This is a genomic window from Providencia sp. PROV076 (genome assembly GCF_028483405.1).
In the GTDB taxonomy this organism is placed as follows: Bacteria; Pseudomonadota; Gammaproteobacteria; order Enterobacterales; family Enterobacteriaceae; genus Providencia; species Providencia huaxiensis.
Genome location: NZ_JAMPRR010000003.1, coordinates 237,922 through 261,453, shown reverse-complemented (window position 1 = coordinate 261,453; position 23,532 = coordinate 237,922). Strand labels below are relative to the sequence as shown.

Genomic DNA, 23,532 nt, shown 5'->3' with positions numbered 1-23,532 from the left:
CCTTTTCTTTATATTAGAGTTAATGATGAACTAGTTTAAGCGACCGTGACATTGCTTATATTTTTTACCTGAACCACAAGGACAAGGATCATTACGACCAATTTTATGACCTTGAGTTGCAATTTTAGCTTCATTTTCAGTCATTAAAGATTCAGCACCTGCTTCATGGCTTAATTGTTGCCTTTTCGCTAAACGCTCAGCTTCTTCACGACGCTGTTGCTCTAATGCTTCAACCTCTTCAGGTAAACGAACTTGTACCTTAGATAAAGTGCTAATGACTTCATATTTCAAGGCTTCAAGCATGTTAGCAAACATGCTGAAAGATTCACGTTTGTATTCTTGCTTAGGATCTTTTTGCGCATAACCACGCAAATGAATACCTTGTCGTAAGTAATCCATTGACGCTAAGTGCTCTTTCCATAACGTGTCTAATGTTTGCAACATGACACCTTTTTCGAAATTACGCATCGCTTCTGCGCCAACAATTTCTTCTTTACGACCATAAACTTCAATCGCTTTTGCCATAATGCGTTCACGCAATGTTTCTTCGTGTAACTCAGGCTCTTTGTCTAACCACTCTTTGATTGGTAAATCGAGGTCAAAATCATTGACTAAACGCTGATGTAAACCTTCAATATCCCACATTTCTTCAAGTGATTGAGGTGGAATATAGGCATCCATAGTTGTGGTTAACACATCCTCACGAATGCTATCAACCGTTTCTTTAATATCACCGCCATCAAGTAATTCATTACGTTGAGTATAAATAGCACGACGCTGGTCACTTGCAACATCATCATATTCAAGTAACTGTTTACGAATATCAAAGTTGCGGCTTTCAACTTTACGCTGTGCGTTAGCGATAGCCTTAGTCACCCATGGGTGCTCGATAGCTTCACCCGGTTTCATACCTAACTTTTTCATCATTCCAGTAACGCGGTCTGAGGCAAAAATACGCATCAGCGCATCTTCCATAGATAGGTAAAAACGAGATGAACCCGCATCCCCTTGACGACCCGCACGACCACGTAACTGGTTATCGATACGACGTGACTCATGACGCTCTGTACCGATAATATGCAAACCACCCGCCGCTAATACTGCATCATGGCGTACTTTCCAGTTTGCTTTGATCTCATCAATTTGCTCTTGGGTTGGCTCTTCTAATGCTGCAACCTCAGTTTGCCAGCTACCACCTAACATAATGTCAGTACCACGACCTGCCATGTTAGTTGCGATCGTCACGGCAGCAGCTTGACCTGCATTCGCGATGATATCCGCTTCCATTGCGTGGAATTTAGCATTCAAAACATTATGAGCAATTTTGGCTTTTTTCAATGCATTAGAAATCAATTCAGATTTCTCGATAGAAATCGTACCAACAAGAACTGGTTGTCCATTGGCGGTTCTTTCGCGAATATCTTCAATAATTGCTGCAAACTTATCAGTTTCGTTCATATAAACGAGATCAGGTAAGTCTTTACGAACCATTGGGCGGTTAGTTGGGATAACAATTGTATCGAGTTTATAAATTGAACTAAATTCAAATGCTTCGGTATCTGCAGTCCCCGTCATACCTGCAAGTTTTTCATATAAACGGAAATAATTCTGGAAAGTAATAGAAGCTAAGGTTTGATTTTCATTTTGAATTTCAACCCCTTCTTTCGCTTCAACTGCTTGGTGTAAACCGTCAGACCAACGACGTCCTTCCATTGTACGGCCGGTGTGTTCATCAACAATGACGATTTGGCCATCTTTTACAATATAATCAACGTCTAAGGTAAACAACGCATGTGCACGCAAACCTGCCATTACATGGTGCATTAACATGATGTTAGAAGGCGAATATAGGGACTCACCTTCATCCATTAAACCTTCTTTTACCAGAAGCTCTTCGATTAATACCAGCCCACGTTCAGTTATGGTCACTTGACGTGCTTTTTCATCAACAGAGAAGTGGCCTTCCCCTTGGAAAGTGTCTGAATCTTCTTTCTCTTGACGTTGTAGATGTGGAATAAGTTTATCTACTTTTTGGTACAATTCAGAGCTGTCTTCTGCAGGGCCTGAAATAATCAGCGGTGTACGTGCTTCATCGATAAGAATGGAGTCGACCTCATCCACCAATGCATAATGCAATTTGCGTTGAACACGCTCTTCAGGGCTAAATGCCATGTTGTCGCGTAAGTAGTCGAAACCAAATTCATTATTCGTACCGTAAGTGATATCTGCCGCGTACGCTTCACGTTTTGCAGGAGGAGCCATACCTGGCAGGTTGATACCTACCGTTAGGCCTAAAAATTCAAATAATGGACGGTTATTTTCAGCATCACGTTTGGCTAAGTAGTCATTCACCGTAACTACGTGAACTCCTTTACCACTTAACGCGTTGATATAAGCGGGCAATGTTGCCGTTAATGTTTTACCTTCCCCTGTACGCATTTCAGCAATACAGCGTTCATTCAGTACCATCCCACCGATAAGCTGTACATCAAAGTGGCGCATACCAAATACACGTTTACTGGCTTCACGAACAGTTGCAAATGCTTCAGGAATGATGCTTTCTAAGCTTTCACCTTTCGTTAAACGTTCACGAAACTCCACCGTTTTTGCTTTTAGCTCATCATCAGATAATTTTTCGAAGTCTGGCTCAAGGCGGTTAATTTTTTCAACTTCTTTACGTAAGCGGCGTAGCGTGCGGTCATTACGACTACCAAAAACTTTGGTTAAAATCTTTGTTAACATGTTTTAATCTCTAATAATCAATTAATTACTTTAAATTTTAATAAATTTTATGACATAAAACAGCGCAGCAATAAGCTGGCTTGTCATGAATGAAGATTAGGCTGTTAACGGACCGGCACGAATACCGTGAACTTGGGCAATCCAAATTGCAGGTTGGTAGGCAATAATATGAGGATAGTTATAATGACTAAATTGGATAACACTTTCATCCCACTGAAGTGAGCGCTGTGCTAACATGGCATACAGCGTATCTAACATCAATTGTGGAACAATAAGCTGTTCAGTCTCTTTTGTTGCAGCGTTTACATCATCGTCTTCCGTTGCCGAAAAAGCAAAAGTTAGCTGCCGAATGACATTCCTTACCGCATGTTGCTGCCAGTAATTTACTGAATAAGATGACGATGATGACGAAGAGCGTTGGGAATTCTGTTGAGCAAATAAATTGTCAAAAGCATTAACAGCTTGGTTTTGGCGATTAACTGGTGAAGAGTTAACCTGTGTATGTTGAGACTCTGATAACGCATTTAAAATTGTAGGCAAGCCGACACCCGTGGCAACCACACCTAATAACAGGTGGGACCAAAAGTATTTTCTACCAAGTTGTCGCCAAAAATTTAAAATGCCCATCAAACTCTTATATAATAAATAAGTGACAAAATTATTATTTGTAATTCGTTGTTTCATTCTCAGCTGGAGCTAAAAATGAGAGATAGTCATCCACAAGCACTTTTTGATGTTCTTGAAGGATCATTGGCAACATCATCGAACACTTTACAAACTATTCAGCGTAATGCAAAAGCAATTATCAAACTGAATCGGGCTGTAAAAGGGTTACTACCGGCTGAAATTAAACCCATGTGCCGTGTTGCAAACTACCGTAATAATATTATGGTCATTGAAGTGGCAAATGCCAGTTGGATGACCCGACTTAATTACGAAAAAATCAATCTTCTTTCTGCATTAAGAACATCTATTCTACCATCTTTATCCTCTATCGACATCAGAATCAATCCCGATCTTGTGCGAAAATCGAAGCAAAATAGCTCAGTAACTAAGCAAACAGCTTCAAAAAGTCAAAAAATGAACGAACGTCAGATAAGCACACAAACAGCGCAAACACTTTTGAAATTAGCGGAAAATAGCCCGAAAGGATTAAAAGAAAGGTTTGAGCGGCTGGCTGCACTAGCCGGAGAGAGTACTAGTGCAACCAACAGAAAAGGCTAGCTTCGATTAACTTTCGAAGGTAGCTGCATAATCAAGTATTATGCAAACACCGTTGAAGGTGCTTTGAATGCGACAGGCAATTGAGCTTCGTCTTCAAATGTGACGAGGTCCCAAGCAGATTCTTTCGCTAAAACTGCTTGTAACAGCTTGTTATTCAATGCATGACCTGACTTAAACGCAGTGAATGCGCCAATAATGTTGTGCCCACACATGAATAAATCACCAATTGCATCTAACATTTTGTGACGAACGAATTCATCTTCAAAACGTAAACCATCTTCGTTAAGAACTTTATAGTCATCAACAACGATGGCGCAGTCGAAACTACCGCCTAAGCATAAGCCTTTTGATTGCAGATATTCAATATCACGCATAAAGCCAAAAGTACGCGCACGGCTAATTTGATTTACAAATGATTCCGCTGAGAAATCAAGTGAGTAGCGTTGTGTGCTACTATCAATTGCTGGGTGTTGAAAATCAATTGTGAAATCAAGGCTAAACCCATTATAAGGTCGCATTTCAGCCCATTTATCACCATCTTCAACGCGTACAGTTTCTTTTATACGTAAAAATTTCTTCGCACAATTTAACTCTTCAATACCGCCATCAAGCAGTAAGAATACAAATGGTGCTGCACTGCCATCCATAATAGGGATTTCAGGCGCATTGACTTCAATAACAATGTTATCGATACCTAACCCTGCTAAGGCAGCATTCAAATGCTCAACAGTCGAAATACGCACGTTATCTTCATTAACTAAGCATGTACATAACATGGTGTCACGAACTGATTTTGCATCTGCCGGAAAATCAACCGGTGGATTAAGGTCAGTACGACGGTAGATGACCCCGGTATTGGCCGGCGCTGGACGTAATGTCAGCGTAACTTTCTTGCCGGTATGTAAACCAACACCAGTCGCTGTAATAATACGTTTTAGTGTCCGTTGTTTGATCATCGTATTTTTCTCGCAATGTTATAAGTCCTACTGATCATCATACAAGATAATCAGTAGGAAATTTTAGCACAAAAAGCGGAGAAACCAATATAAATAAAATTAATCGGCCTGCTTACGCAAGAACGCAGGAATATCAAGATAATCTGGTTCTTTGTTTGTTTGCGTATTTTGGTCGTTAACTGCTTTAGCAGCTGGTTTCTCTTCTGTTAATGAAGACATGCTATTTTGCATTTGCTGATAGCGTTGCTCCATTGACGCCTGCTGAGACATTTTGTTGCTAACTAAAGTAATTTCTGGACGTTTGTCCATACCAATACCTGTAGCAACAACAGTGACACGCAGTTCTTCGTGCATTTCTGGGTCAAGAGATGTACCGATTACCACTGTTGCATTATCAGATGCGAAGGCACGAATAGTGTTACCTACCGTTTCAAACTCATCTAAACGCAGGTCGAAGCCAGCCGTGATGTTAACTAATACACCACGTGCACCAGACAGGTCGATATCTTCAAGAAGTGGACTAGAAATAGCCATTTCTGCCGCTTCTTCTGCTCTATCTTCACCACGAGCAACACCTGACCCCATCATCGCGTAGCCCATTTCTGACATCACAGTACGTACGTCAGCAAAGTCTACGTTCATTAAACCTGGGCGAGTAATCAGTTCAGCGATACCTTGTACTGCACCTTTTAGTACGTCATTTGCCGCACCGAAAGCATCCAGTAATGAGATACCACGACCAAGTACTTTTAATAATTTATCATTTGGGATAGTGATCAGTGAGTCAACATGTTTTGACAACTCAGTGATACCCGCTTCTGCGAATGCCATGCGTTTTTTCCCTTCGAAATTGAAAGGTTTAGTCACAACAGCAACTGTCAGAATACCCAATTCTTTGGCAACTTCGGCAACAACCGGAGCTGCGCCAGTCCCTGTGCCACCGCCCATACCGGCTGCGATAAAGACCATATCTGCGCCATCTAAAGCATTACGCAGCGCTTCACGGTCCTCTTCAGCGGCATTACGGCCAACTTCAGGGTTTGCACCTGCACCCAGACCTTTGGTAATACCTGTACCGATCTGGATAGTTTGTCCAACTGCGGTTTTACGCAGCGCTTGTGCATCTGTATTGACAGCGAAGAATTCGACGCCTTCAATACGTTCACGCACCATGTGTTCAACGGCATTTCCGCCGCCGCCGCCAACGCCGATGACTTTAATCACCGCATCGTTGGTTAGCTCCATTGGTTCAAACATAATGTCTCTCCGTTTTGTGCTTACTACTTTCGAAGCTAATAATATGCTTCTTTATCAAAATTAAAATTCTTTTCTCAGCCAACTGGTTATTTTACTAAACCATCCGCTAACTGATGCACGTTTTTCTACTTCGGTATCATCGCCTAAGTGACTTTCTTTACCGTAATGCAGAAGCCCTACTGCTGTTGAGTAATATGGCTCCTGCGCATAATCCGTTAACCCTGTGATATTGAGCGGTGTACCAATTCGCACTTGCGTATGAAACACTTTTTGCGCACATTCGACTAGACCGTCAATTTGTGCGGCTCCACCCGTCAACACGATACCAGCTGCCAAATGGTGTTTGACACCTTGTTGACGCAACTGTTCCTGTAAATTTAAAATTTCTTCATTTACTAAGTTTAACAGCTCAGTATACCGTGGCTCGATAACTTCTGCTAAGGTTTGACGCTGTAAACTTCGTGGTGGTCGCCCACCAACACTTGGCACTTCGACAGTTTCATCTTTACTAACGATAGAACCGACTGCACAACCATGACGCACTTTAATGGCTTCGGCATCACTTGGAGGTGTTCCAAACGCATACGCGATGTCACTTGTCACCACGTTACCTGCATAAGGGATCACTTTCGTATGACGCAAAGCCCCACCAGTATAAACCGCCATATCCATAGTACCGCCGCCAATATCGACGACACATACACCTAATTCACGCTCATCTTCCGTCAAAACGCTATAACTTGCAGCGAGACCAGCAAAAATAAGCTGATCAACTTTTAACCCACAACGTTCAACGGCTTTAACAATATTTTTCGCCATATCGTTATGGCAGGTAATCAAATGAACTTTAGCTTGCATACGTACACCCGATAAACCAACTGGGTTTTTAATCCCTTCTTGGTAATCTATTGCAAATTCTTGCGGTATCACGTGCAAAATTCTGTGTTCATCACGAACACGCACTGATTTTGCTGTATGCACAACACTGTCAACATCTTCTTGCGTCACTTCTTCTTCTGAAACTGGCACCATACCAATTTCATTTTGGCAACTGACGTGCTTACCCGATAGTGCAAGGTAAACCGATGAAATTTGGCAGTCGGCCATAAGTTCCGCCTGATCAATGGCTCTTTGTACACATTTTACCACTGATTCAAGGTCGTTTACGCCACCTTTGTCCATTCCACGAGATGGACAACTTCCCACCCCAATAATATTAACCATACCATCGGGCAGAATTTCGCCAACAAGGGCTGATACCTTGGAAGTTCCAATTTCAAGGCCTACCACTAATTTTCTGTCCGTTGCTTTAATCATTTTTTCTGCCTAATTTTTGTTATTAGTCATCGTTTTTATTGTAACTCCGGTGGAGCATCGACCAAGAGTGGCGCCCAGCCCACCGCAGCACCACTGGAATAACGTAAGTCAACATAGTCAACACGTTTATCCGTTGTTTGCTGCAAAAGCGGATACAGTTCAAGGAACCTATTTAACCGCTCTGACACTTCTTTCTTACCTAATTCAATTCTAACATCGTTGTCTAAAATAATTTGCCATGCGTGTCTGGCTGTCATCGATAGTGATTTTAGTTTTAGGTTATGTGCCGCTAATGTGTTCTTAAAGATAGAATATTCTTTGAGAACCTCTTTCTGGCTACCTTGTGGCCCATAAAGCAACACATAGTCCCCTTTACCATTTTCGCTAACCGGCAAATTAAATACTCGGCCTTGTTCATCCACCATGTTTTGATCATTCCACCTAGCGAATGGGCGGTATTCAACAATATGAATTTTCAATTCATCTGGCCATTGTTTACGCACTGTCACTTGGCGTACCCATGGCATCATACTTATTTGGTTCTGGATAGCGTTGACATCGACGGTCATAAACGTTCCCGGCTGCCCTAACGCTAAAATGGCCTTTCTGACATCATCATTTTTGGTGTAATGGCGTTCACCCGTTAACACCAATTTAGACATCGGCAACCTGTCAGCATCTTTCATCCAAGTCATCACCATCCAACCACTCCAGATGATAGTGCCAACCACAAATAGAAAGAAAAATAACCCACCTAAAAACGCACCATTACTTGGCCCTGAACGCGGGTCCTCGTCGTTCTTCTGATTATGATGCCTAACATTTAGTGCTGCTTGTGACATATCAACGAGCCAATTTCAAAATTTGTACAACTAACTGTGAAAAACTCATCCCCGCTTGACGAGCTGCCATCGGTACTAAGCTATGGCTTGTCATACCTGGCGATGTATTAACTTCCAGCAGATAAAATTGACCATCGTTATCTTGCATTACATCAACTCGTCCCCAACCTTCGCAGCCAACAACTTGGTATGCTTTCAGCGCTAAGTCTGTGAGTTCAGACTCGAGCTGTTCACCTAGGCCACTTGGGCAAAAGTATTGGGTTTCATCAGATAAATATTTCGCTTCGTAATCATAAAAAATACCCGGTGGTTGAATACGAATTGACGGCAGAGCGTTATCTCCCAACACTGCAACCGTGAACTCAGGGCCACTCAACCATTTTTCAATTAACAATGTTTCATCAAATTGAAACGCGAGCTCCAATGCAGCAGGCAATGCCTCTAAGCTATCAACTTTACTCATGCCAACACTTGAGCCTTCTAGGCTCGGCTTCACAATGAGCGGTAACCCTAGCAATTGTACTTTAGCAACAATTTGTTCACGAGAAGCCTGCTTATACTGCTGCTTTGTTAAGTAAACATATGGCGATACACTTAGCCCTGCACCTTGCCATAATTGTTTTGTTCTCAGCTTATCCATGCTAAGTGCACAAGCCATAACACCACTGCCGGTATAAGGCAGATTTAATGTTTCTAGCAGCCCTTGCAATGTCCCGTCTTCACCACCACGGCCATGTAATGCAATAAAAACTTTATTGAAACCTGCATCTTTCAGTGTTTCTACAGGGAAATCTTGGGGGTCAATAGGATGAGCATCAATGCCTGCTTGGCGTAACCCCGCCAGCACAGCATTTCCTGACTGAAGTGAAACCTCACGTTCAGCGGATGAGCCCCCTAATAGAACCGCAACTTTCTCTGTCATTTTTATTCCTCAACCATCGGTGGCTGTAATTTTGCTTCTGCCAAGTTTTTGGCTATTTTACCAATATTTCCTGCGCCTTGAACTAAAATTAAATCATTTTCATCAAGAGTTTGAGCTAAAATATGTGGAATTTGTTCAGTATCTGCTACATAAATAGGATCAATCTGACCGCGGCCACGAATTGTTCTACATAATGAGCGGCTATCTGCACCCGGTACATGCTTTTCACCCGCTGAATATACATCTAGCATTAGCAGCACATCTACCTGCCCTAAAACATTAACAAAATCATCGTATAAGTCACGAGTACGAGTATAACGGTGCGGTTGGAATACCATAACAATGCGTTTATCTGGCCAACCTGCTCTCGCTGCTTTAATCGTTGCGTCAACTTCTGTTGGGTGGTGACCATAGTCATCGACTAGCATCACTTCCCCCTCTTTACCATTCACATTACGCAGAGGGAAATTCCCTAGGAAATCAAAGCGACGACCCGTACCTTGAAATTCAACTAGTGCAGATAAAATATGAAGGTCATCAATACCTTCTTCAGTTGCAACAGCAACGGCAGCTGTCGCATTGAGGGCATTGTGACGTCCCGGTGCATTTAGAACTACCGTCAGTTCTGGCATATTTTCACGGGCAATGGTGAAAAAGCCTTGATTTCCTTTTTGCTCATATTGGGTGATACGCACATCAGCGTCTTCACTAAAACCATAAGTGGTAATGTAACGACCAATTTTTGGTAGTAACGAGCGGATCACAGGGTCATCAATACACATCACTGCACGCCCGTAAAATGGCAGATTGTGCAAGAAATTAATGAACGTATTCGTTAAATTATCGAAGTCGCCTTGGTAAGTATCCATATGGTCTGCTTCAATATTTGTCACAACGGCAACTAACGGTTGCAAATGTAAGAACGAAGCATCGCTTTCATCAGCTTCTGCTATCAAGTAGCGGCTACTACCTAAACGCGCGTGTGTTCCTGCTGATTTAACTAAGCCCCCATTCACAAATGTAGGGTCAAGGCCTGCTTGTGCATAAATCCCAGAAATCATTGCTGTGGTGGTGGTTTTCCCGTGGGTACCTGCAACGGCAATACCATGACGGTAACGCATTAATTCAGCTAACATTTCTGCACGGCGAATAACTGGAATACGCAATTCTTTGGCGGCTTGAATTTCAGGGTTCTCGCTTGAAATCGCTGTTGATACGACGACAACGCTCGCATTTTCAACGTTCTCTGGGCGGTGATTAAAGTAAATCGTTGCGCCTAATGCGGTTAATTGTTGTGTCACTGCATTGGGTGCTAAATCTGAACCGCTAATTTCATAGCCTTCATTTGCCAACACTTCAGCGATACCACCCATGCCAGCACCGCCGATGCCGACAAAATGGATGTGCCTGACTCTTCTCATTTCTGGCACTGATGTTCTTAATTTCGCTAATTGTTGTGTATTCACTATATTTCTTCGCTTCTAATTAATTCGGTATCAATTATGGCTAATATTATTTAGCCACTTCACAAATCACGGCAGCAACTCGTTCTGTTGCATCAGTAATTGCACAGCTATGCGCTTTTTCAGCCATTGAGAGTAATTCGTTTCTATCCCATTGCTCTAATAAGCTCGCCACAGCATCTGCGGTAAATTGTGACTGTTCTAAAATTTTAGCCGCCCCTGCTTTTTCTAGCGGTAATGCATTCCAATACTGCTGACGGTCTTTATGTTGAAAAGGAACAAAAATAGCCGGTAAACCTGCGGCTGCAATTTCACTTACTGTTAGTGCACCAGACCGACAGACGACAATATCTGCCCATGCGTAAGCTTGCGCCATATCATCAATAAATTCAGTAACTTTATACTCGGAATTGCCTGAAACTTGCATATGCTCATTATACAATGCTTCTGTTGATTCCTTACTGCCTTTTCCCGCTTGATGCCAGATATTTAACTGTTTGCCTACTTTTTCAGCAACAAGAGGCATCACTTGATTCAAAACCCGTGCCCCTTGGCTACCACCAACGACTAATACGCGTACAGCGCCTTCTCGGCCTGCTAAACGTACCTGGGGTGCCGGTAGTGCTAAAACATCTTCACGTACCGGGTTCCCGACAACTGGTGCGTCAGGAAATGCGCCCGGAAAGGCTTGTAACACTCTTTTTGCGATCCGCGATAACCATTTATTCGTTAAACCCGCGATTCCATTTTGTTCATGAAGCACAACGGGTACACCGCATTGCCATGCCGCAATACCACCAGGACCTGAAACATAGCCCCCCATGCCTAATACTGCATCTGGCTGATAACGCTTGATAATCGTTTTTGCTTGGCGGATAGCTTTATAAATACGCCATGGTGCCCCCAGTTGTGCGGCAATACCTTTACCCCTGAGTCCCGAAATTTGAATGAATTCAATATCGATACCATGCTTAGGGACTAATGTGGCTTCCATTCGGTCAGCCGTACCTAACCAACGGATCTCCCAGCCTTGAGCCTGCAAATAATGAGCCACAGCTAACCCCGGAAAAACATGCCCTCCGGTTCCACCTGCCATGACGAGTAATTTCTTTGCCTGACTCATTTAGTGCTCCTTACAAACGCCTGCGCTTTTTCAAGGCGTGTTTCAAAATCAATTCTCAGTAATATCGCAATGGCGGCAGCCATCACCAGTAAACTCGAACCACCATAACTAATTAACGGCAGTGTTAAACCTTTTGTTGGTAACATGCCTGATGCGGCACCGACGTTAACCAAAGCTTGGAAGGTAAACCAAATACCAATTGAACAAGCCAAATAACCACCGAATAATTGGTTCGACATCAATGCGCGACGGCCAATCATCATTGCCCTAAATGCCAGCATAAAGACCATCAGCAGAACCAATACAACGCCAAAGTACCCGAGCTCTTCGGCTAAAACTGAGAAAATAAAGTCAGTATGTGCTTCTGGCAAGTATTCCAATTTTTGTACTGAATTTCCTAACCCTTGCCCAAACATTTCACCACGACCAAAGGCCATTAAAGATTGGGTTAGCTGATAACCACTGCCAAACGGGTCATCCCACGGGTTCAAAAACGACGTCACTCGACGTAAGCGGTACGGCTCGAACCAAATCAAAGCCAATACCCCCACCGCACAAGCGGCAATACCAATAATAAAGGGAGCTAACCTTGCTCCCGCTAAAAACAACAACCCCAGAGTGGTTACCACTAATACGATAACGGTCCCTAAGTCAGGTTGTAATAAAAGCAATGACGCCATCACAATCAAAATACACATCGGTTTGATAAAGCCAAGAAAACGGGTTCTGACTTCATCAGACTTACGCACTAAATAACTGGACACGTAACAGAATAACGTAAATTTCGAAATTTCTGCCGGTTGAATTTTAACCAAACCGATATCTATCCAGCGAGATGCCCCGTTAACTGAACTCCCAGCCACCAGTACCACGACGAGCATGCCAAGTGAAACCATCAACAATACGAAGTTGTACTTTTCCCAAACCGCCATCGGAATACGCATGACACCTAGGGCTAAAATAAACGCGATGACGATATACACCACATCACGTTTAGCAAAATAAAAAGGATCTTCCGTTAAGCGCTGGCCAACTGGCATGGAGGCGGATGTGACCATAATAAAACCCACCGCGGCTAAACCGAATGCCAACCACACCAATGTACGGTCGTAAAGCGTTGAGCCTGAAATCACGCCATTTTTTTCACCAATGACCCAATTTTTTAAACGCATCGCACCCGGTATCGTCATTAACCTAGCTCCTGGGCTAATTGAGCAAAGACAGTCCCACGCTGCTCAAAACTTTTAAACTGATCCAAGCTGGCACATGCAGGGGATAACAACACCATGTCCCCCGCTTTTAATTGTGGCGCAATTTGGCGTAAGCTTTGTTCCATAGTTTCAGTCAATACGGATTTTTCAGGTGCCATATCGGCTAATGCTTTCCCATCACGACCAAAACAGTATAGACGGTAGTTATCCGCAGCAATATATTGTTTTAATGGTGAAAAATCAGCTGACTTACCATCACCACCCAATAATAAATAGATATTGCCATCCACATGTAACCCATTTAACGCCGCTTCCGTACTTCCAACGTTTGTGGCTTTAGAGTCATTAATCCAGCGCACACCGTTGTTGAATAACACTAACTCGAAGCGATGTGCTAGCCCCGTATATTCTTTCAAGACTTGAAGGCATGCAGGGCGAGGAACATTTACGGCATCCGCCAATGCTAACGCGGCTAACCCATTGAGATAATTATGTTGACCCGTTAGGTGCATTTCGTTGACATCGAGCAGCTCTTTTCCTTTCGCCACTAACACCCGTTTTTGAGTATCAAAGAAATAATCACCACTATTTAAGCCAAAGCTAATGCATTCGCCCAATGTATGGTTCGTAGGTAAGGTCAGCGCATCTTGTACGTTAACAATGCAGTTTTGAGCATTGTGATAAATTTTTAATTTCGCTTCACGGTACTGGTCTAAACCTAATGGATATCTATCCATATGATCTTCACTAATATTTAAGACCGTCGCAGCGGTCGCTTCTAGGCTTGATGTGGTTTCTAGTTGGAAGCTTGAAAGCTCTAAAACGTATAAACGATGCCCTGCATTGAGTAATGAAAGCGCAGGCGTACCAATATTTCCACCAACACCAACTGAAATACCCGCTACTTTCGCCATTTCACCCACCAATGACGTGACGGTACTTTTACCATTTGAACCGGTAATGGCGACAATCGGTGCATCCGCTTCACGGCAAAACAGTTCGATATCACCCACAATTTCGATGCCGTTTTCTGCCGCTTGCTGTAACTGAGGCGTTGCCAACGCAATTCCTGGACTAGCAACAATTAAATCGGCTGCTTGTAGCCAGCTATTATTCAAGCTACCGCTATGGCATTCCACACTTGCTGGGAGTTTGTCTACACCTGGCGGCACTGCACGGGTATCCATAACACGGGGTACAACACCACGTGCCAAGAAAAAGTGAACGCAAGATAGGCCGGTAATCCCCAGCCCAATAATGACTACGTTCTTACCCTGATAATCGACCATATTAACGCACCTTCAAGGTTGCCAGCCCAATCAGGACTAACATTAGCGAGATAATCCAGAAACGCACGATAACACGTGGCTCTGGCCAACCCTTCAATTCATAATGGTGGTGAATTGGTGCCATACGGAAAATACGTTGTCCGCGCAATTTAAATGAACCGACTTGTAAAATAACTGACAGCGTCTCAACGACGAACACACCGCCCATAATCACTAATAAAAACTCTTGGCGCAGTAATACCGCAATAGTCCCTAGAGCACCACCAAGCGCCAATGAGCCAACATCCCCCATAAATACTTGCGCTGGATAAGTGTTAAACCATAAGAAGCCTAACCCTGCTCCAACAATGGCAGTACAGACAATCACTAATTCACCTGCATGGGGTAAGAATGGAATATGTAAGTAACTGGCAAAATTGACGTTACCTGTTGCCCATGCCACTAATGCAAAACCTGCTGCAACAAATACCGTTGGCATGATAGCTAAGCCATCCAAACCATCGGTTAGGTTTACGGCGTTACTGGTTCCAACAATCACAAAATACGTCAGCAAAATATACAGCATGCCCAGTTGTGGCATTACGTCTTTGAAAAATGGCACAACTAACTGAGTTGCCGGAGTATCTTTACCAATCGCGTACATGGAAAAGGCAACAATTAACGCAATCACGGATTGCCAGAAATATTTCCAACGGGCGATTAAACCTCGAGTATCTTTGCGTACCACTTTACGGTAATCATCAACAAAACCGACAATACCATACCCAACGAGCACAAGCAGAACACACCAAACGTAAGGGTTGTCTAAGCGAGCCCATAGCAACGTTGAAACGGTGATTGAAAATAAAATCAATAACCCGCCCATGGTTGGGGTTCCACGCTTACTAAAGTGAGACTCAGGGCCTTCGTTACGAACGACTTGACCAATTTGCATTTTTTGTAGGTAAGCAATTAAATGAGGCCCCATCCACAATGCAATAGCGAGTGCTGTCAGCAAACCGACAATGGCCCTGAACGTCAAATAAGAGAAGACGTTCAGAACAGAAAACTTGTGGACCAACATTTCGGCAAGCCAGACTAACATTCGAAGCACTCCTTCAATGCATTCACCACATCTTCCATCGCGGAGCTGCGTGAACCTTTAACTAAAATAGAAACAACGTCCTTCTGCTGTGCTAGCGGAATTAGTCGGGTTAATAAATCTGCTTTCACTGTGAAATGCTCACCACACTCACTAAATTGGCTGATCAACTCACTTAATTGACCAACACTGAATACTTTGTCTAAGCCAGCCTGCTTAGCGGCAACACCAACACGCTGATGGCAATCTTCTGCATAATCGCCCAGCTCCCCCATATCCCCAACCACCAAGATGCGGTAGCCCGGCATTTTTTCAAGGACATGAATTGCCGCAATCATCGAGCCATCATTCGCGTTATAAGTGTCGTCTAATACCACTTTGTGCTCACTCAAGCGCACTGGATATAAACGCCCTGGTACTGCTTGTGTTTTTGCTAAGCCGTTTTTGATGTCTTCTAGGCTAGCGCCAACTGAAATCGCCAATGCACTCGCTGCTAATACATTCGCGATATTATGTAGCCCTGGTAATGGCAAAGTGATATCAACGCTTCCAACAGGGGTATGTAACACAAAATCCGTAGTCAGCTGTTTCACTTGGATATCAGAAGGATAGAAATCCGCTTTTGCTTGTGGCGTTAGCGAGTAATGCCACACTGTTTGGCGTGGCTGAAACTGCCATTTTTCACTGTAGCTATCAAGGTTAACAATCGCGGTTCCTTCTTCAGGAACGCCTTGATAAATTTCACCTTTCGCTTTAGCAACCCCTTCAGGTGAACCAAAGCCCGCTAAGTGCGCAGCAAATAAATTGTTAACTAACGCCGCTTCTGGTTTAACAATATTGGTTGTGTAGGCGATTTCATTTGGGTGATTAGCACCCATTTCTATCACCGCGAAGTCATCATCATGGGTTAAACGAAATAGTGTCAAAGGCACACCAATATCGTTGTTTAAATTACCGGCAGTATATAAAGTTTTACCGCGCTCAGATAATATGGATGCGGTCATTTCTTTGACCGATGTTTTGCCTGAAGACCCCGTCAAACCAACAATTCGAGCTCTACTTTGCTGACGAACCCATGCTGCTAATTGGCCCATCGCAATACGCGTGTCTTTCACGATGATTTGAGGGCAATCCACTTCCAGTTTGCGCTCAACGAGTAATGCTTTCGCTCCCAAAACCACCACTTGCTGTACAAAATCATGGGCGTCGAAGCGTTCACCTTTTAAAGCAATAAAGAGACAATTTTCAGCAATTTTGCGGCTATCCGTACTCACTGCGCTAATCAAGAGCGTTGTATCTGCAACAGATTCAACCTGCCCTTGAGTTACTTGCGCCAATTGAGCGAGTGTTAGCGAGATCATGCGATTACCCCCAACAGACGTGCTACCGTTAAACGGTCTGAGTAATCTAATTTACGATTGCCAATAATTTGATAATCTTCATGACCTTTACCAGCGATCACAATCACATCATCAGGAGATGCTTGTAAAATGGTGTTTGTCACGGCTTCTGGGCGACCCGGAATGGCCAAAGCACGGCTTGAGTCTAATAAGCCCGCCATGATGTCGTTGATAATATCAATTGGGTCTTCGCTGCGTGGGTTATCGTCAGTGATAACGATTTTATCTGCATACTCTTCTGCGGCTGCTCCCATTAGAGGGCGCTTGCCTTTGTCACGGTCACCACCGCACCCAAATACGCACCAAAGTTGCCCTTTACAATGCAAACGCGCTGCCGCTAAGGCTTTTTCTAACGCATCTGGTGTATGTGCATAGTCGACAACAACGGTCGGTTTGTTTGGTGCACTGAACACTTCCATTCGACCGCAAACGGGTGACAATGAAGAGGCCGCCGCAAGCAGTTTATCCAATGGATACTCCATCATTAGCAAGGTTGCCATTGCAACTAATAAGTTGCTGACATTAAATGCCCCCATCAGTGGGCTTTCAAATGCGCCTTTGCCCCAAGTGGAGTCAAAATGAATGGTCGCGCCCTTGTCGTGGTATTCCACTTCAGTGGCTTTCAACCATGGTCCTTGCCAGTCTGCTGGGATACGGTTTTCCATCGTAACAGCGCAGGCTTGTGGTAAACGTTGTAGCCATTTCAAGCCAATAACATCATCTGCATTAATGATTTGCGATTTTGCATTATGTGTAGAAAACAATAGCCATTTCGCGGCTTCATAACTCTCCATGTCACCATGATAGTCAAGGTGATCACGGCTTAAATTAGTAAACACAACGGCATCGAACTGTAAAGCGGCAACACGACCTTGCACTAAGCCATGAGAAGACACTTCCATCGCGGTTAATGTCGCTTTTTGGTTTAATAACTGAGTCAATTCAAGTTGGATATCTACCGCAGAGCCTGTGGTGTTTTCGCTTGGTGATACATGGCCTAATAAGCCATTACCCACAGTTCCCATTACAGCGCTAGTTTCCCCTAGTCCATGAGCCCACTGAGCAATTAATTGTGTCGTGGTTGTTTTGCCATTAGTACCGGTCACGCCAACAAGTTTCATATTTGCTGATGGCTGCTGATAAAACTCACCCGCAAGAGCTGATAAACGGTTATTCAGGTCATTTAAATAAATAACAGGTACACCGTGAACAAAACGAATTTCGCCTTCAACGGCTTCACCTTCTGCTTCCGCTATCACAGCGGAAACCCCTTGAGCAATCGCTTGAGGAATATAGTGTCGCCCATCCGATTGATGGCCTTTTATTGCAATAAACAGATCGCCCGCGGCAGCCTTTCGGCTGTCTAGCGTCATCTCACGTAGTGAGATTGGAGTTGTGCTCACACCAAAGGGTGAGAGTAGATCACAAAGATTACGATCTGCCACTTTTAACCTCTTTTTGACTATTTACAATTTCATTTTGTTCATTTGGTTGCAATGCATCAGGTTCAACGTTCATCAACCGTAAAACGCCGCCCATAATCGAACCAAATATCGGTGCAGATACTGCACCACCATAATAACTACCCGCGCTTGGCTCATTAATAAGCACCACTAACGCATAGCGTGGATTGCTCGCAGGAGCAACACCAGCAGCGTAAGCTAAATATTTATTAATATAACGCCCTTCAGGACCCACTTTTTTCGCAGTCCCTGTTTTAATCGCAATACGGTAGCCTTTAATTGCCGCTCGTGCTCCCCCGCCTCCGGGTAAAGCCACGCTTTCCATCATATGAACCACTGTTCGCATGATTGGTTCAGGAAAAACGCGTGTTCCTGACACAGGAGGATCAACTTTTGTGATGGATAGCGGCCGATAAATACCAAAACTACCAATGGTTGCGTAGGCTCGCGCTAACTGTAACGGTGTTACCATTTGCCCGTAGCCAAAAGAAAAGGTGGCCCTATCTAAATCAGACCACCGTGTTTTTTTACTTGGAAAGATGCCACTACTTTCCCCGACTAACCCCAGATTAGTCGGCTTGCCAAACCCAAAGCGGCTATACACATCCACCAGCTCAGTGGCAGGCATCGCTAACGCAAGTTTTGAAACACCTACGTTACTCGACTTCTGTAAAATCCCAGTAATTGTTAGCTCTGCATACCGTGCTACGTCTTTGATTTCATGGCCGCTAATACGATATGGATAAGTATTAATTACTGAGTTTTCTTTAATAATTCTGTTATGTAGCGCACTCATTACCACCATCGGTTTTACCGTCGAACCCGGTTCGAAAATATCCGTAATGGCGCGGTTACGCATTGCATCCATTGATGTACCGGTTAAGTTATTTGGGTTGTAGGATGGGCTATTCGCCATAGCTAAAATTTCACCGGTATGAACATCCACTAAAATTGCCACACCCGATTCAGCTTTGTTTTCCTGCACACCACGTGTTAGTTCACGGTAAACAATCGATTGAATTCGTTCATCAATACTTAATGTCAAATTATGCGCAGCTTGGCTGTCAATAGACGAAATCGTTTCAATCACTCGCCCATTACGGTCTTTGCGGACTGTACGTTCGCCCGGCGCACCTTTTAACCAACGGTCAAAGCTTTTTTCAACCCCTTCAATCCCTTCACCATCAATGTTTGTTACTCCCAATAAGTGAGCGGTAACTGGGCCTGATGGGTAATAACGACGAGATTCTTTGCGTAAGTAAATACCCGGTATTTTTAATTTTTTAACGTAATCACCAATAGAGGGGTTAACTTGGCGCGCTAAATACACAAAACGGCCTCTTGGATTGGCCGATATTTTGCTCGTAATTTGTTCTAGTGGAATTTCAAGTGCGTCTGCCAGTGCTTTCCAGTGTTCGTCATTGCTGATCCCCCCTTTTTCAAACACCTCTTTGGGGTCTGCCCAAATCGCATTGACAGGCACACTTACCGCCAGTTGCCGCCCTTCTCGGTCGCTGATCATACCTCGAGAGGTTGCAACTTCTTGCACTCGTAAAGAGCGCATATCGCCTTCTTTCACCAGTTTCTCTGGCGCAATAATTTGCAGATAAGCCACCCGAGTTAGCAACCCTGCTAACGCCAAGACAATGCATCCGCACAGCAAAATAAAGCGCCAGCGGACAAAGCTGGTGCTTTCTTCTTGTTTCTTATTTTTCGCTGTTTTTGGTGCTTTCATTAGGAACCTTTTTTATTGCTTAGAAACAATAATTTTTTCTTGTGATGGTTCAACTTGTACCATCTGTAATTTTTCAACCGATAAACGTTCTATTCGGCTATGGCTCGCAAGGGCATTTTCTTCAAGGATCAGATTGCGCCATTCGATATCTAATAAGTCTTTTTCTTCATACAATTTATCTTTTGCGGCCGTTAACAAACGCGTTTCATGTGCGGTAGTCACGACAAAAACGGCACTAATTATAATTGCAGACAATAAAATCAAAGGAACGATGCCATAACGAAATAAATCACGCCCAATGACGCGTGCTAGGCTGTGCCTTTCTGGAACCATTATTCCGCCGCCTTTTCAGCAAACCGCAACACAGAACTCCGTGCGCGTGGATTTTCGTCAATTTCGTTTTCAGAAGGTTTCATCTTGCCTAGGTCACGTAACTGCGCTGCGCCTAATGCTTTAATCTGCGTTTCAGTTAGCGGAATACCTGCTGGTACTGATGGCCCTTTACTGTTTTTGCGGATAAACCGCTTTACTAACCTGTCTTCCAAAGAATGGAAGCTGATAACCGATAAACGACCTTGTGGAGCTAAAACGTTCATTGCGCCTTCTAGCGCTTTTTCTATCTCTTCCAATTCACTGTTGATATAAATCCGTATGGCTTGGAAGCTACGCGTCGCTGGGTGTTTGTGCCGATCTTTCATCGGGCTAACTTTTGCGATTAATTCAGCCAGGTGCCGTGTGCGTGTTAATGGCTCTTCTTCTGGGTTATGGTTACGCTCAACAATCGCTCTCGCAATTCGTTTCGCAAAACGCTCTTCACCAAAAGTTTTTAAAACCCAAGCAATGTCATCCGCTTCTGCGTCCATCAACCATTGCTGTGCAGATTGCCCTTTGGTTGGGTCCATTCGCATATCTAACGGCCCGTCACGCATAAATGAAAAGCCACGCTCTGGGTCATCTAACTGCGGTGAAGAGACGCCTAAATCCAGCAATACACCATCAATTTGCCCAACTAAACCTTCTTCTTCCACATACTCTGCAATCGCAGAAAATGGGCCGTGTTTAATCATAAAACGAGGGCCATCAATTGCTTGAGCTGCTTTTATCGCTTCTGGGTCACGGTCAATGGCGATCAACCGCCCTTGTTCGCCAAGCTGGCTTAATATCAGCCTTGAATGGCCCCCACGCCCAAATGTGCCATCGATATAGATACCGTTAGGTTTAATGTTTAAGCCGTTCACGGCTTCATCCAGTAATACTGTTACGTGTTTAAATTGCTGTTGCGTCATTATTAAAGTGACAAATCCTGTAAGCGGGCTGAAAGTGGTTCATTGGTAAGGCGCTCAGCGGCAATGTCATCTTCCACTTGCTGATACCAAGTTTGTTCATCCCAAAGTTCAAATTTATTAATCTGGCCAACCAACATGACCTCTTTTGTTAGCCCTGCATGCTGACGCAATGTATTGGCTAACAAAAGACGCCCCGCGTTGTCCATTTGACATTCACTTGCATGGCCCAGTAACAGCCGTTGCACGCGTCGTTCCGCTGGGTTCATCGTCGATAACCGAGAAAGCTTTTCTTCGATAATCTCCCACTCCGGTAAGGTATAAAGCAGTAGGCACGGCTGGTGAAGGTCAATGGTACAGACCATTTGCCCTTTCGATTCCTCGTTCAGCATACCTCGGTAACGAGTCGGCACGGTTAGACGCCCTTTGCTGTCGAGATTAACCAGTGTTGCCCCACGAAACATACCCGATTATACCCCTTTTATTTTCAACTCACCCACTTTACCCCACAATTCACCACATATAAAGTTTACGAATGGTATGAAAACGTTGTCAAGCCAGTCGCACTCAGCTTTAGCTTTATTTACAGAACAATTCAGAAAAAATAAGGATAGGTAAAATATAACTTGGAAAGAAAATGGGAAATAACAGGTTGATATAATTAATATATTTTATAGAGTGCAACTTAAATAAGCGTGATCACTATAGATTGCTGCAAAATCATACAAATCATCATAAATTCAACTTATGTCTCATTTTTAATCAGTATATCTTGTACCGGTAATTTACTTTTATTGAGTCCTCAAATAATCGTTAATATCTAGTGATGATAAAATCACCCCGAAAGAAAAATAAAATCATTAAATATCAACACAATAAATAACTGTTTTAATAAACAGTATTCAATTTTAAATATTTATCGCACGAATCAATAATACACCCACAATAAATTTGTATTAATTTCATAATCCAATTTAGCTTTCATTTTAAAATCAGCAATAAATATATTAAGATAAATCCTAAAGTTAAATATTTACCTATTTTTAGCCTATAAAAAAAAAGCCCCTACAAGATAGGGGCCGTTATATTACTCATTATTGTGACTAACATCACTCATTATCGTGTAAATATTCACTATTCGATTAAAGTTAGGCCTGTTTTATTACTGCTTACGACCTAAGCTTCCGCGGCGACATAAATCACGACGAATACGAGTAATACCCGCTTCTGGTTTTTGCTTTTCATCAAGGCTGGCAAGAACCAGTTCTAAGATACGTTCAGCGATATCTCTATGGCGCTGTGCAAGGGACAACACTGGGCATTCAAGAAAATCTAATAGCTCGTTATCACCAAATGTGGCAATAACCATGTGCTCAGGTAAACGACCACTGCGCTTCAACGCAACATCCAAGACACCTTGTAGTAAGGAAAATGATGTTGTAAATAACGCGTCTGGCATCTCATTACCGCTATCCAGCCAATGCGCAAACACCTCTGCGGCTGAATCGCGTTCATAGCTATTTGCATACAGGTAATCAATCTTGCGCGGGTCTTCATTCCACGCCTTACGGAAACCTTGTTCGCGTAGATAACTGACTGACAGTTCAGGTAACGCCCCTAAATACAACACTGACTCAGCTTTAAATTTGCGTAATTCTGCTGAAATCATGAAAGCATCTTCTTGGTCATCACCAACGACACTAATAAAGTGTTCTTTTTCAAGGGCTCTATCAAGTGCGATAATCGGTAACGAACGGTTCGCCCAACGCTGATAAAACGGGTGCTCTGGCGGTAATGCTGTCGAGACAATAATCGCATCAACTTGCCGCTGTAAAAGGTGCTCAACACAACGAATTTCATTGTCGGGTTGGTCTTCCGAGCATGCTATCAGCAATTGATAACCACGTTGACGCGCCTGCCTTTCAAGGTAATTTGCTATACGGGTATAGCTAGTATTCTCCAAGTCAGGGATCACTAACCCAATCGAACGGGTGCGCCCTGCTCGTAGCCCCGCAGCAACTGCATTTGGATGGTAATTGTGTTCTCTGACGACTGCCATCACTTTTTCTACAGTTTTATCGCTGACTCGATACTGCTTGGCCTTGCCGTTGATCACATAACTAGCCGTTGTGCGGGAAACACCCGCTAGACGGGCTATCTCATCCAGTTTCACGTTAACCTCTTTACAATTTTGGGAATAGCCCCGAGTCATTCGGGGCCTTAA

Annotated in this window: 20 protein-coding genes; 1 reads left to right on the top strand and 19 read right to left on the bottom strand. The window is 43.5% G+C overall.

Annotated elements, in window-relative coordinates:
- Positions 1 to 30: 30 nt before the first annotated feature.
- Both secA and secM read right to left on the bottom strand, forming a co-directional pair.
- Positions 31 to 2,742, bottom strand: coding sequence for a preprotein translocase subunit SecA (gene secA, locus PSF67_RS03525; RefSeq protein ID WP_102137399.1), 2,712 nt, complete (start codon positions 2,740 to 2,742; stop codon positions 31 to 33).
- A gap of 96 nt (positions 2,743 to 2,838) precedes the next feature.
- Positions 2,839 to 3,369, bottom strand: a complete 531-nt coding sequence (gene secM / locus PSF67_RS03520) for a secA translation cis-regulator SecM (RefSeq protein ID WP_102137398.1) — start codon at positions 3,367 to 3,369, stop codon at positions 2,839 to 2,841.
- Positions 3,370 to 3,444: 75 nt separating this feature from the next.
- On the opposite strand from secM, the gene PSF67_RS03515 reads away from it, so the two are divergent.
- Positions 3,445 to 3,966 carry a DUF721 domain-containing protein gene (locus PSF67_RS03515; RefSeq protein WP_210848581.1) on the top strand — a complete coding sequence of 174 codons (522 nt, stop codon included), beginning with the start codon at positions 3,445 to 3,447 and terminating at the stop codon, positions 3,964 to 3,966.
- A gap of 38 nt (positions 3,967 to 4,004) precedes the next feature.
- Here PSF67_RS03515 and lpxC read toward each other — a convergent pair whose 3' ends face one another.
- From lpxC to cra, 17 genes are all read right to left on the bottom strand, one after another.
- Entirely contained in the window at positions 4,005 to 4,922 is a 918-nt protein-coding gene (lpxC, locus tag PSF67_RS03510; RefSeq protein ID WP_004262020.1) for a UDP-3-O-acyl-N-acetylglucosamine deacetylase, read from the bottom strand.
- A 99-nt stretch (positions 4,923 to 5,021) separates the two neighbouring features.
- Positions 5,022 to 6,179, bottom strand: coding sequence for a cell division protein FtsZ (gene ftsZ / locus PSF67_RS03505; RefSeq protein ID WP_004262022.1), 1,158 nt, complete (start codon positions 6,177 to 6,179; stop codon positions 5,022 to 5,024).
- Positions 6,180 to 6,239: 60 nt separating this feature from the next.
- Positions 6,240 to 7,496: a cell division protein FtsA gene (gene ftsA / locus PSF67_RS03500; RefSeq protein ID WP_004262024.1), complete on the bottom strand. Its 1,257-nt coding sequence runs from the start codon at positions 7,494 to 7,496 to the stop codon at positions 6,240 to 6,242.
- Between the two features lie 35 nt (positions 7,497 to 7,531).
- Positions 7,532 to 8,338: a cell division protein FtsQ gene (gene ftsQ / locus PSF67_RS03495; protein WP_102137396.1), complete on the bottom strand. Its 807-nt coding sequence runs from the start codon at positions 8,336 to 8,338 to the stop codon at positions 7,532 to 7,534.
- Position 8,339: 1 nt separating this feature from the next.
- Positions 8,340 to 9,260: a D-alanine--D-alanine ligase gene (locus tag PSF67_RS03490; protein ID WP_210848580.1), complete on the bottom strand. Its 921-nt coding sequence runs from the start codon at positions 9,258 to 9,260 to the stop codon at positions 8,340 to 8,342.
- A gap of 2 nt (positions 9,261 to 9,262) precedes the next feature.
- Positions 9,263 to 10,726 carry a UDP-N-acetylmuramate--L-alanine ligase gene (murC, locus tag PSF67_RS03485; RefSeq protein ID WP_102137394.1) on the bottom strand — a complete coding sequence of 488 codons (1,464 nt, stop codon included), beginning with the start codon at positions 10,724 to 10,726 and terminating at the stop codon, positions 9,263 to 9,265.
- Positions 10,727 to 10,772: 46 nt separating this feature from the next.
- Entirely contained in the window at positions 10,773 to 11,846 is a 1,074-nt protein-coding gene (gene murG, locus PSF67_RS03480; RefSeq protein ID WP_195697540.1) for an undecaprenyldiphospho-muramoylpentapeptide beta-N-acetylglucosaminyltransferase, read from the bottom strand.
- Positions 11,843 to 13,036 (bottom strand): cell division protein FtsW, encoded by a 1,194-nt coding sequence (gene ftsW, locus PSF67_RS03475; RefSeq protein ID WP_102137392.1) that lies wholly within the window; start codon positions 13,034 to 13,036, stop codon positions 11,843 to 11,845. Before ftsW ends, murG begins: the two co-directional genes overlap by 4 nt.
- Complete coding sequence (gene murD / locus PSF67_RS03470; RefSeq protein WP_231068462.1) at positions 13,036 to 14,346, bottom strand: UDP-N-acetylmuramoyl-L-alanine--D-glutamate ligase; 1,311 nt, start codon at positions 14,344 to 14,346, stop codon at positions 13,036 to 13,038. The genes ftsW and murD overlap by 1 nt, the downstream gene beginning before the upstream one ends.
- 1 nt (position 14,347) lies before the next feature.
- Positions 14,348 to 15,430 (bottom strand): phospho-N-acetylmuramoyl-pentapeptide-transferase, encoded by a 1,083-nt coding sequence (mraY, locus tag PSF67_RS03465; protein ID WP_004262035.1) that lies wholly within the window; start codon positions 15,428 to 15,430, stop codon positions 14,348 to 14,350.
- The gene (murF, locus tag PSF67_RS03460) at positions 15,424 to 16,788 is read right to left on the bottom strand and encodes a UDP-N-acetylmuramoyl-tripeptide--D-alanyl-D-alanine ligase (protein ID WP_210848577.1); all 1,365 of its coding nucleotides are present in this window, start codon (positions 16,786 to 16,788) and stop codon (positions 15,424 to 15,426) included. The genes mraY and murF overlap by 7 nt, the downstream gene beginning before the upstream one ends.
- On the bottom strand, positions 16,785 to 18,272 hold the full coding sequence (gene murE / locus PSF67_RS03455; RefSeq protein WP_102137389.1) for a UDP-N-acetylmuramoyl-L-alanyl-D-glutamate--2,6-diaminopimelate ligase: 1,488 nt from the start codon (positions 18,270 to 18,272) through the stop codon (positions 16,785 to 16,787). The genes murF and murE overlap by 4 nt, the downstream gene beginning before the upstream one ends.
- Positions 18,259 to 20,025 carry a peptidoglycan glycosyltransferase FtsI gene (gene ftsI / locus PSF67_RS03450; protein WP_166267636.1) on the bottom strand — a complete coding sequence of 589 codons (1,767 nt, stop codon included), beginning with the start codon at positions 20,023 to 20,025 and terminating at the stop codon, positions 18,259 to 18,261. Before ftsI ends, murE begins: the two co-directional genes overlap by 14 nt.
- Before the next feature lie 12 nt (positions 20,026 to 20,037).
- Positions 20,038 to 20,358, bottom strand: a complete 321-nt coding sequence (ftsL, locus tag PSF67_RS03445; protein ID WP_102137387.1) for a cell division protein FtsL — start codon at positions 20,356 to 20,358, stop codon at positions 20,038 to 20,040.
- On the bottom strand, positions 20,358 to 21,311 hold the full coding sequence (rsmH, locus tag PSF67_RS03440; RefSeq protein WP_272676529.1) for a 16S rRNA (cytosine(1402)-N(4))-methyltransferase RsmH: 954 nt from the start codon (positions 21,309 to 21,311) through the stop codon (positions 20,358 to 20,360). The genes ftsL and rsmH overlap by 1 nt, the downstream gene beginning before the upstream one ends.
- Positions 21,312 to 21,313: 2 nt before the next feature.
- A complete protein-coding gene (gene mraZ, locus PSF67_RS03435) occupies positions 21,314 to 21,772 on the bottom strand; it encodes a division/cell wall cluster transcriptional repressor MraZ (protein WP_102137385.1) in 459 nt (152 codons plus the stop codon).
- A 698-nt stretch (positions 21,773 to 22,470) separates the two neighbouring features.
- Entirely contained in the window at positions 22,471 to 23,481 is a 1,011-nt protein-coding gene (cra, locus tag PSF67_RS03430; protein WP_102137384.1) for a catabolite repressor/activator, read from the bottom strand.
- Positions 23,482 to 23,532 lie beyond the last annotated feature (51 nt).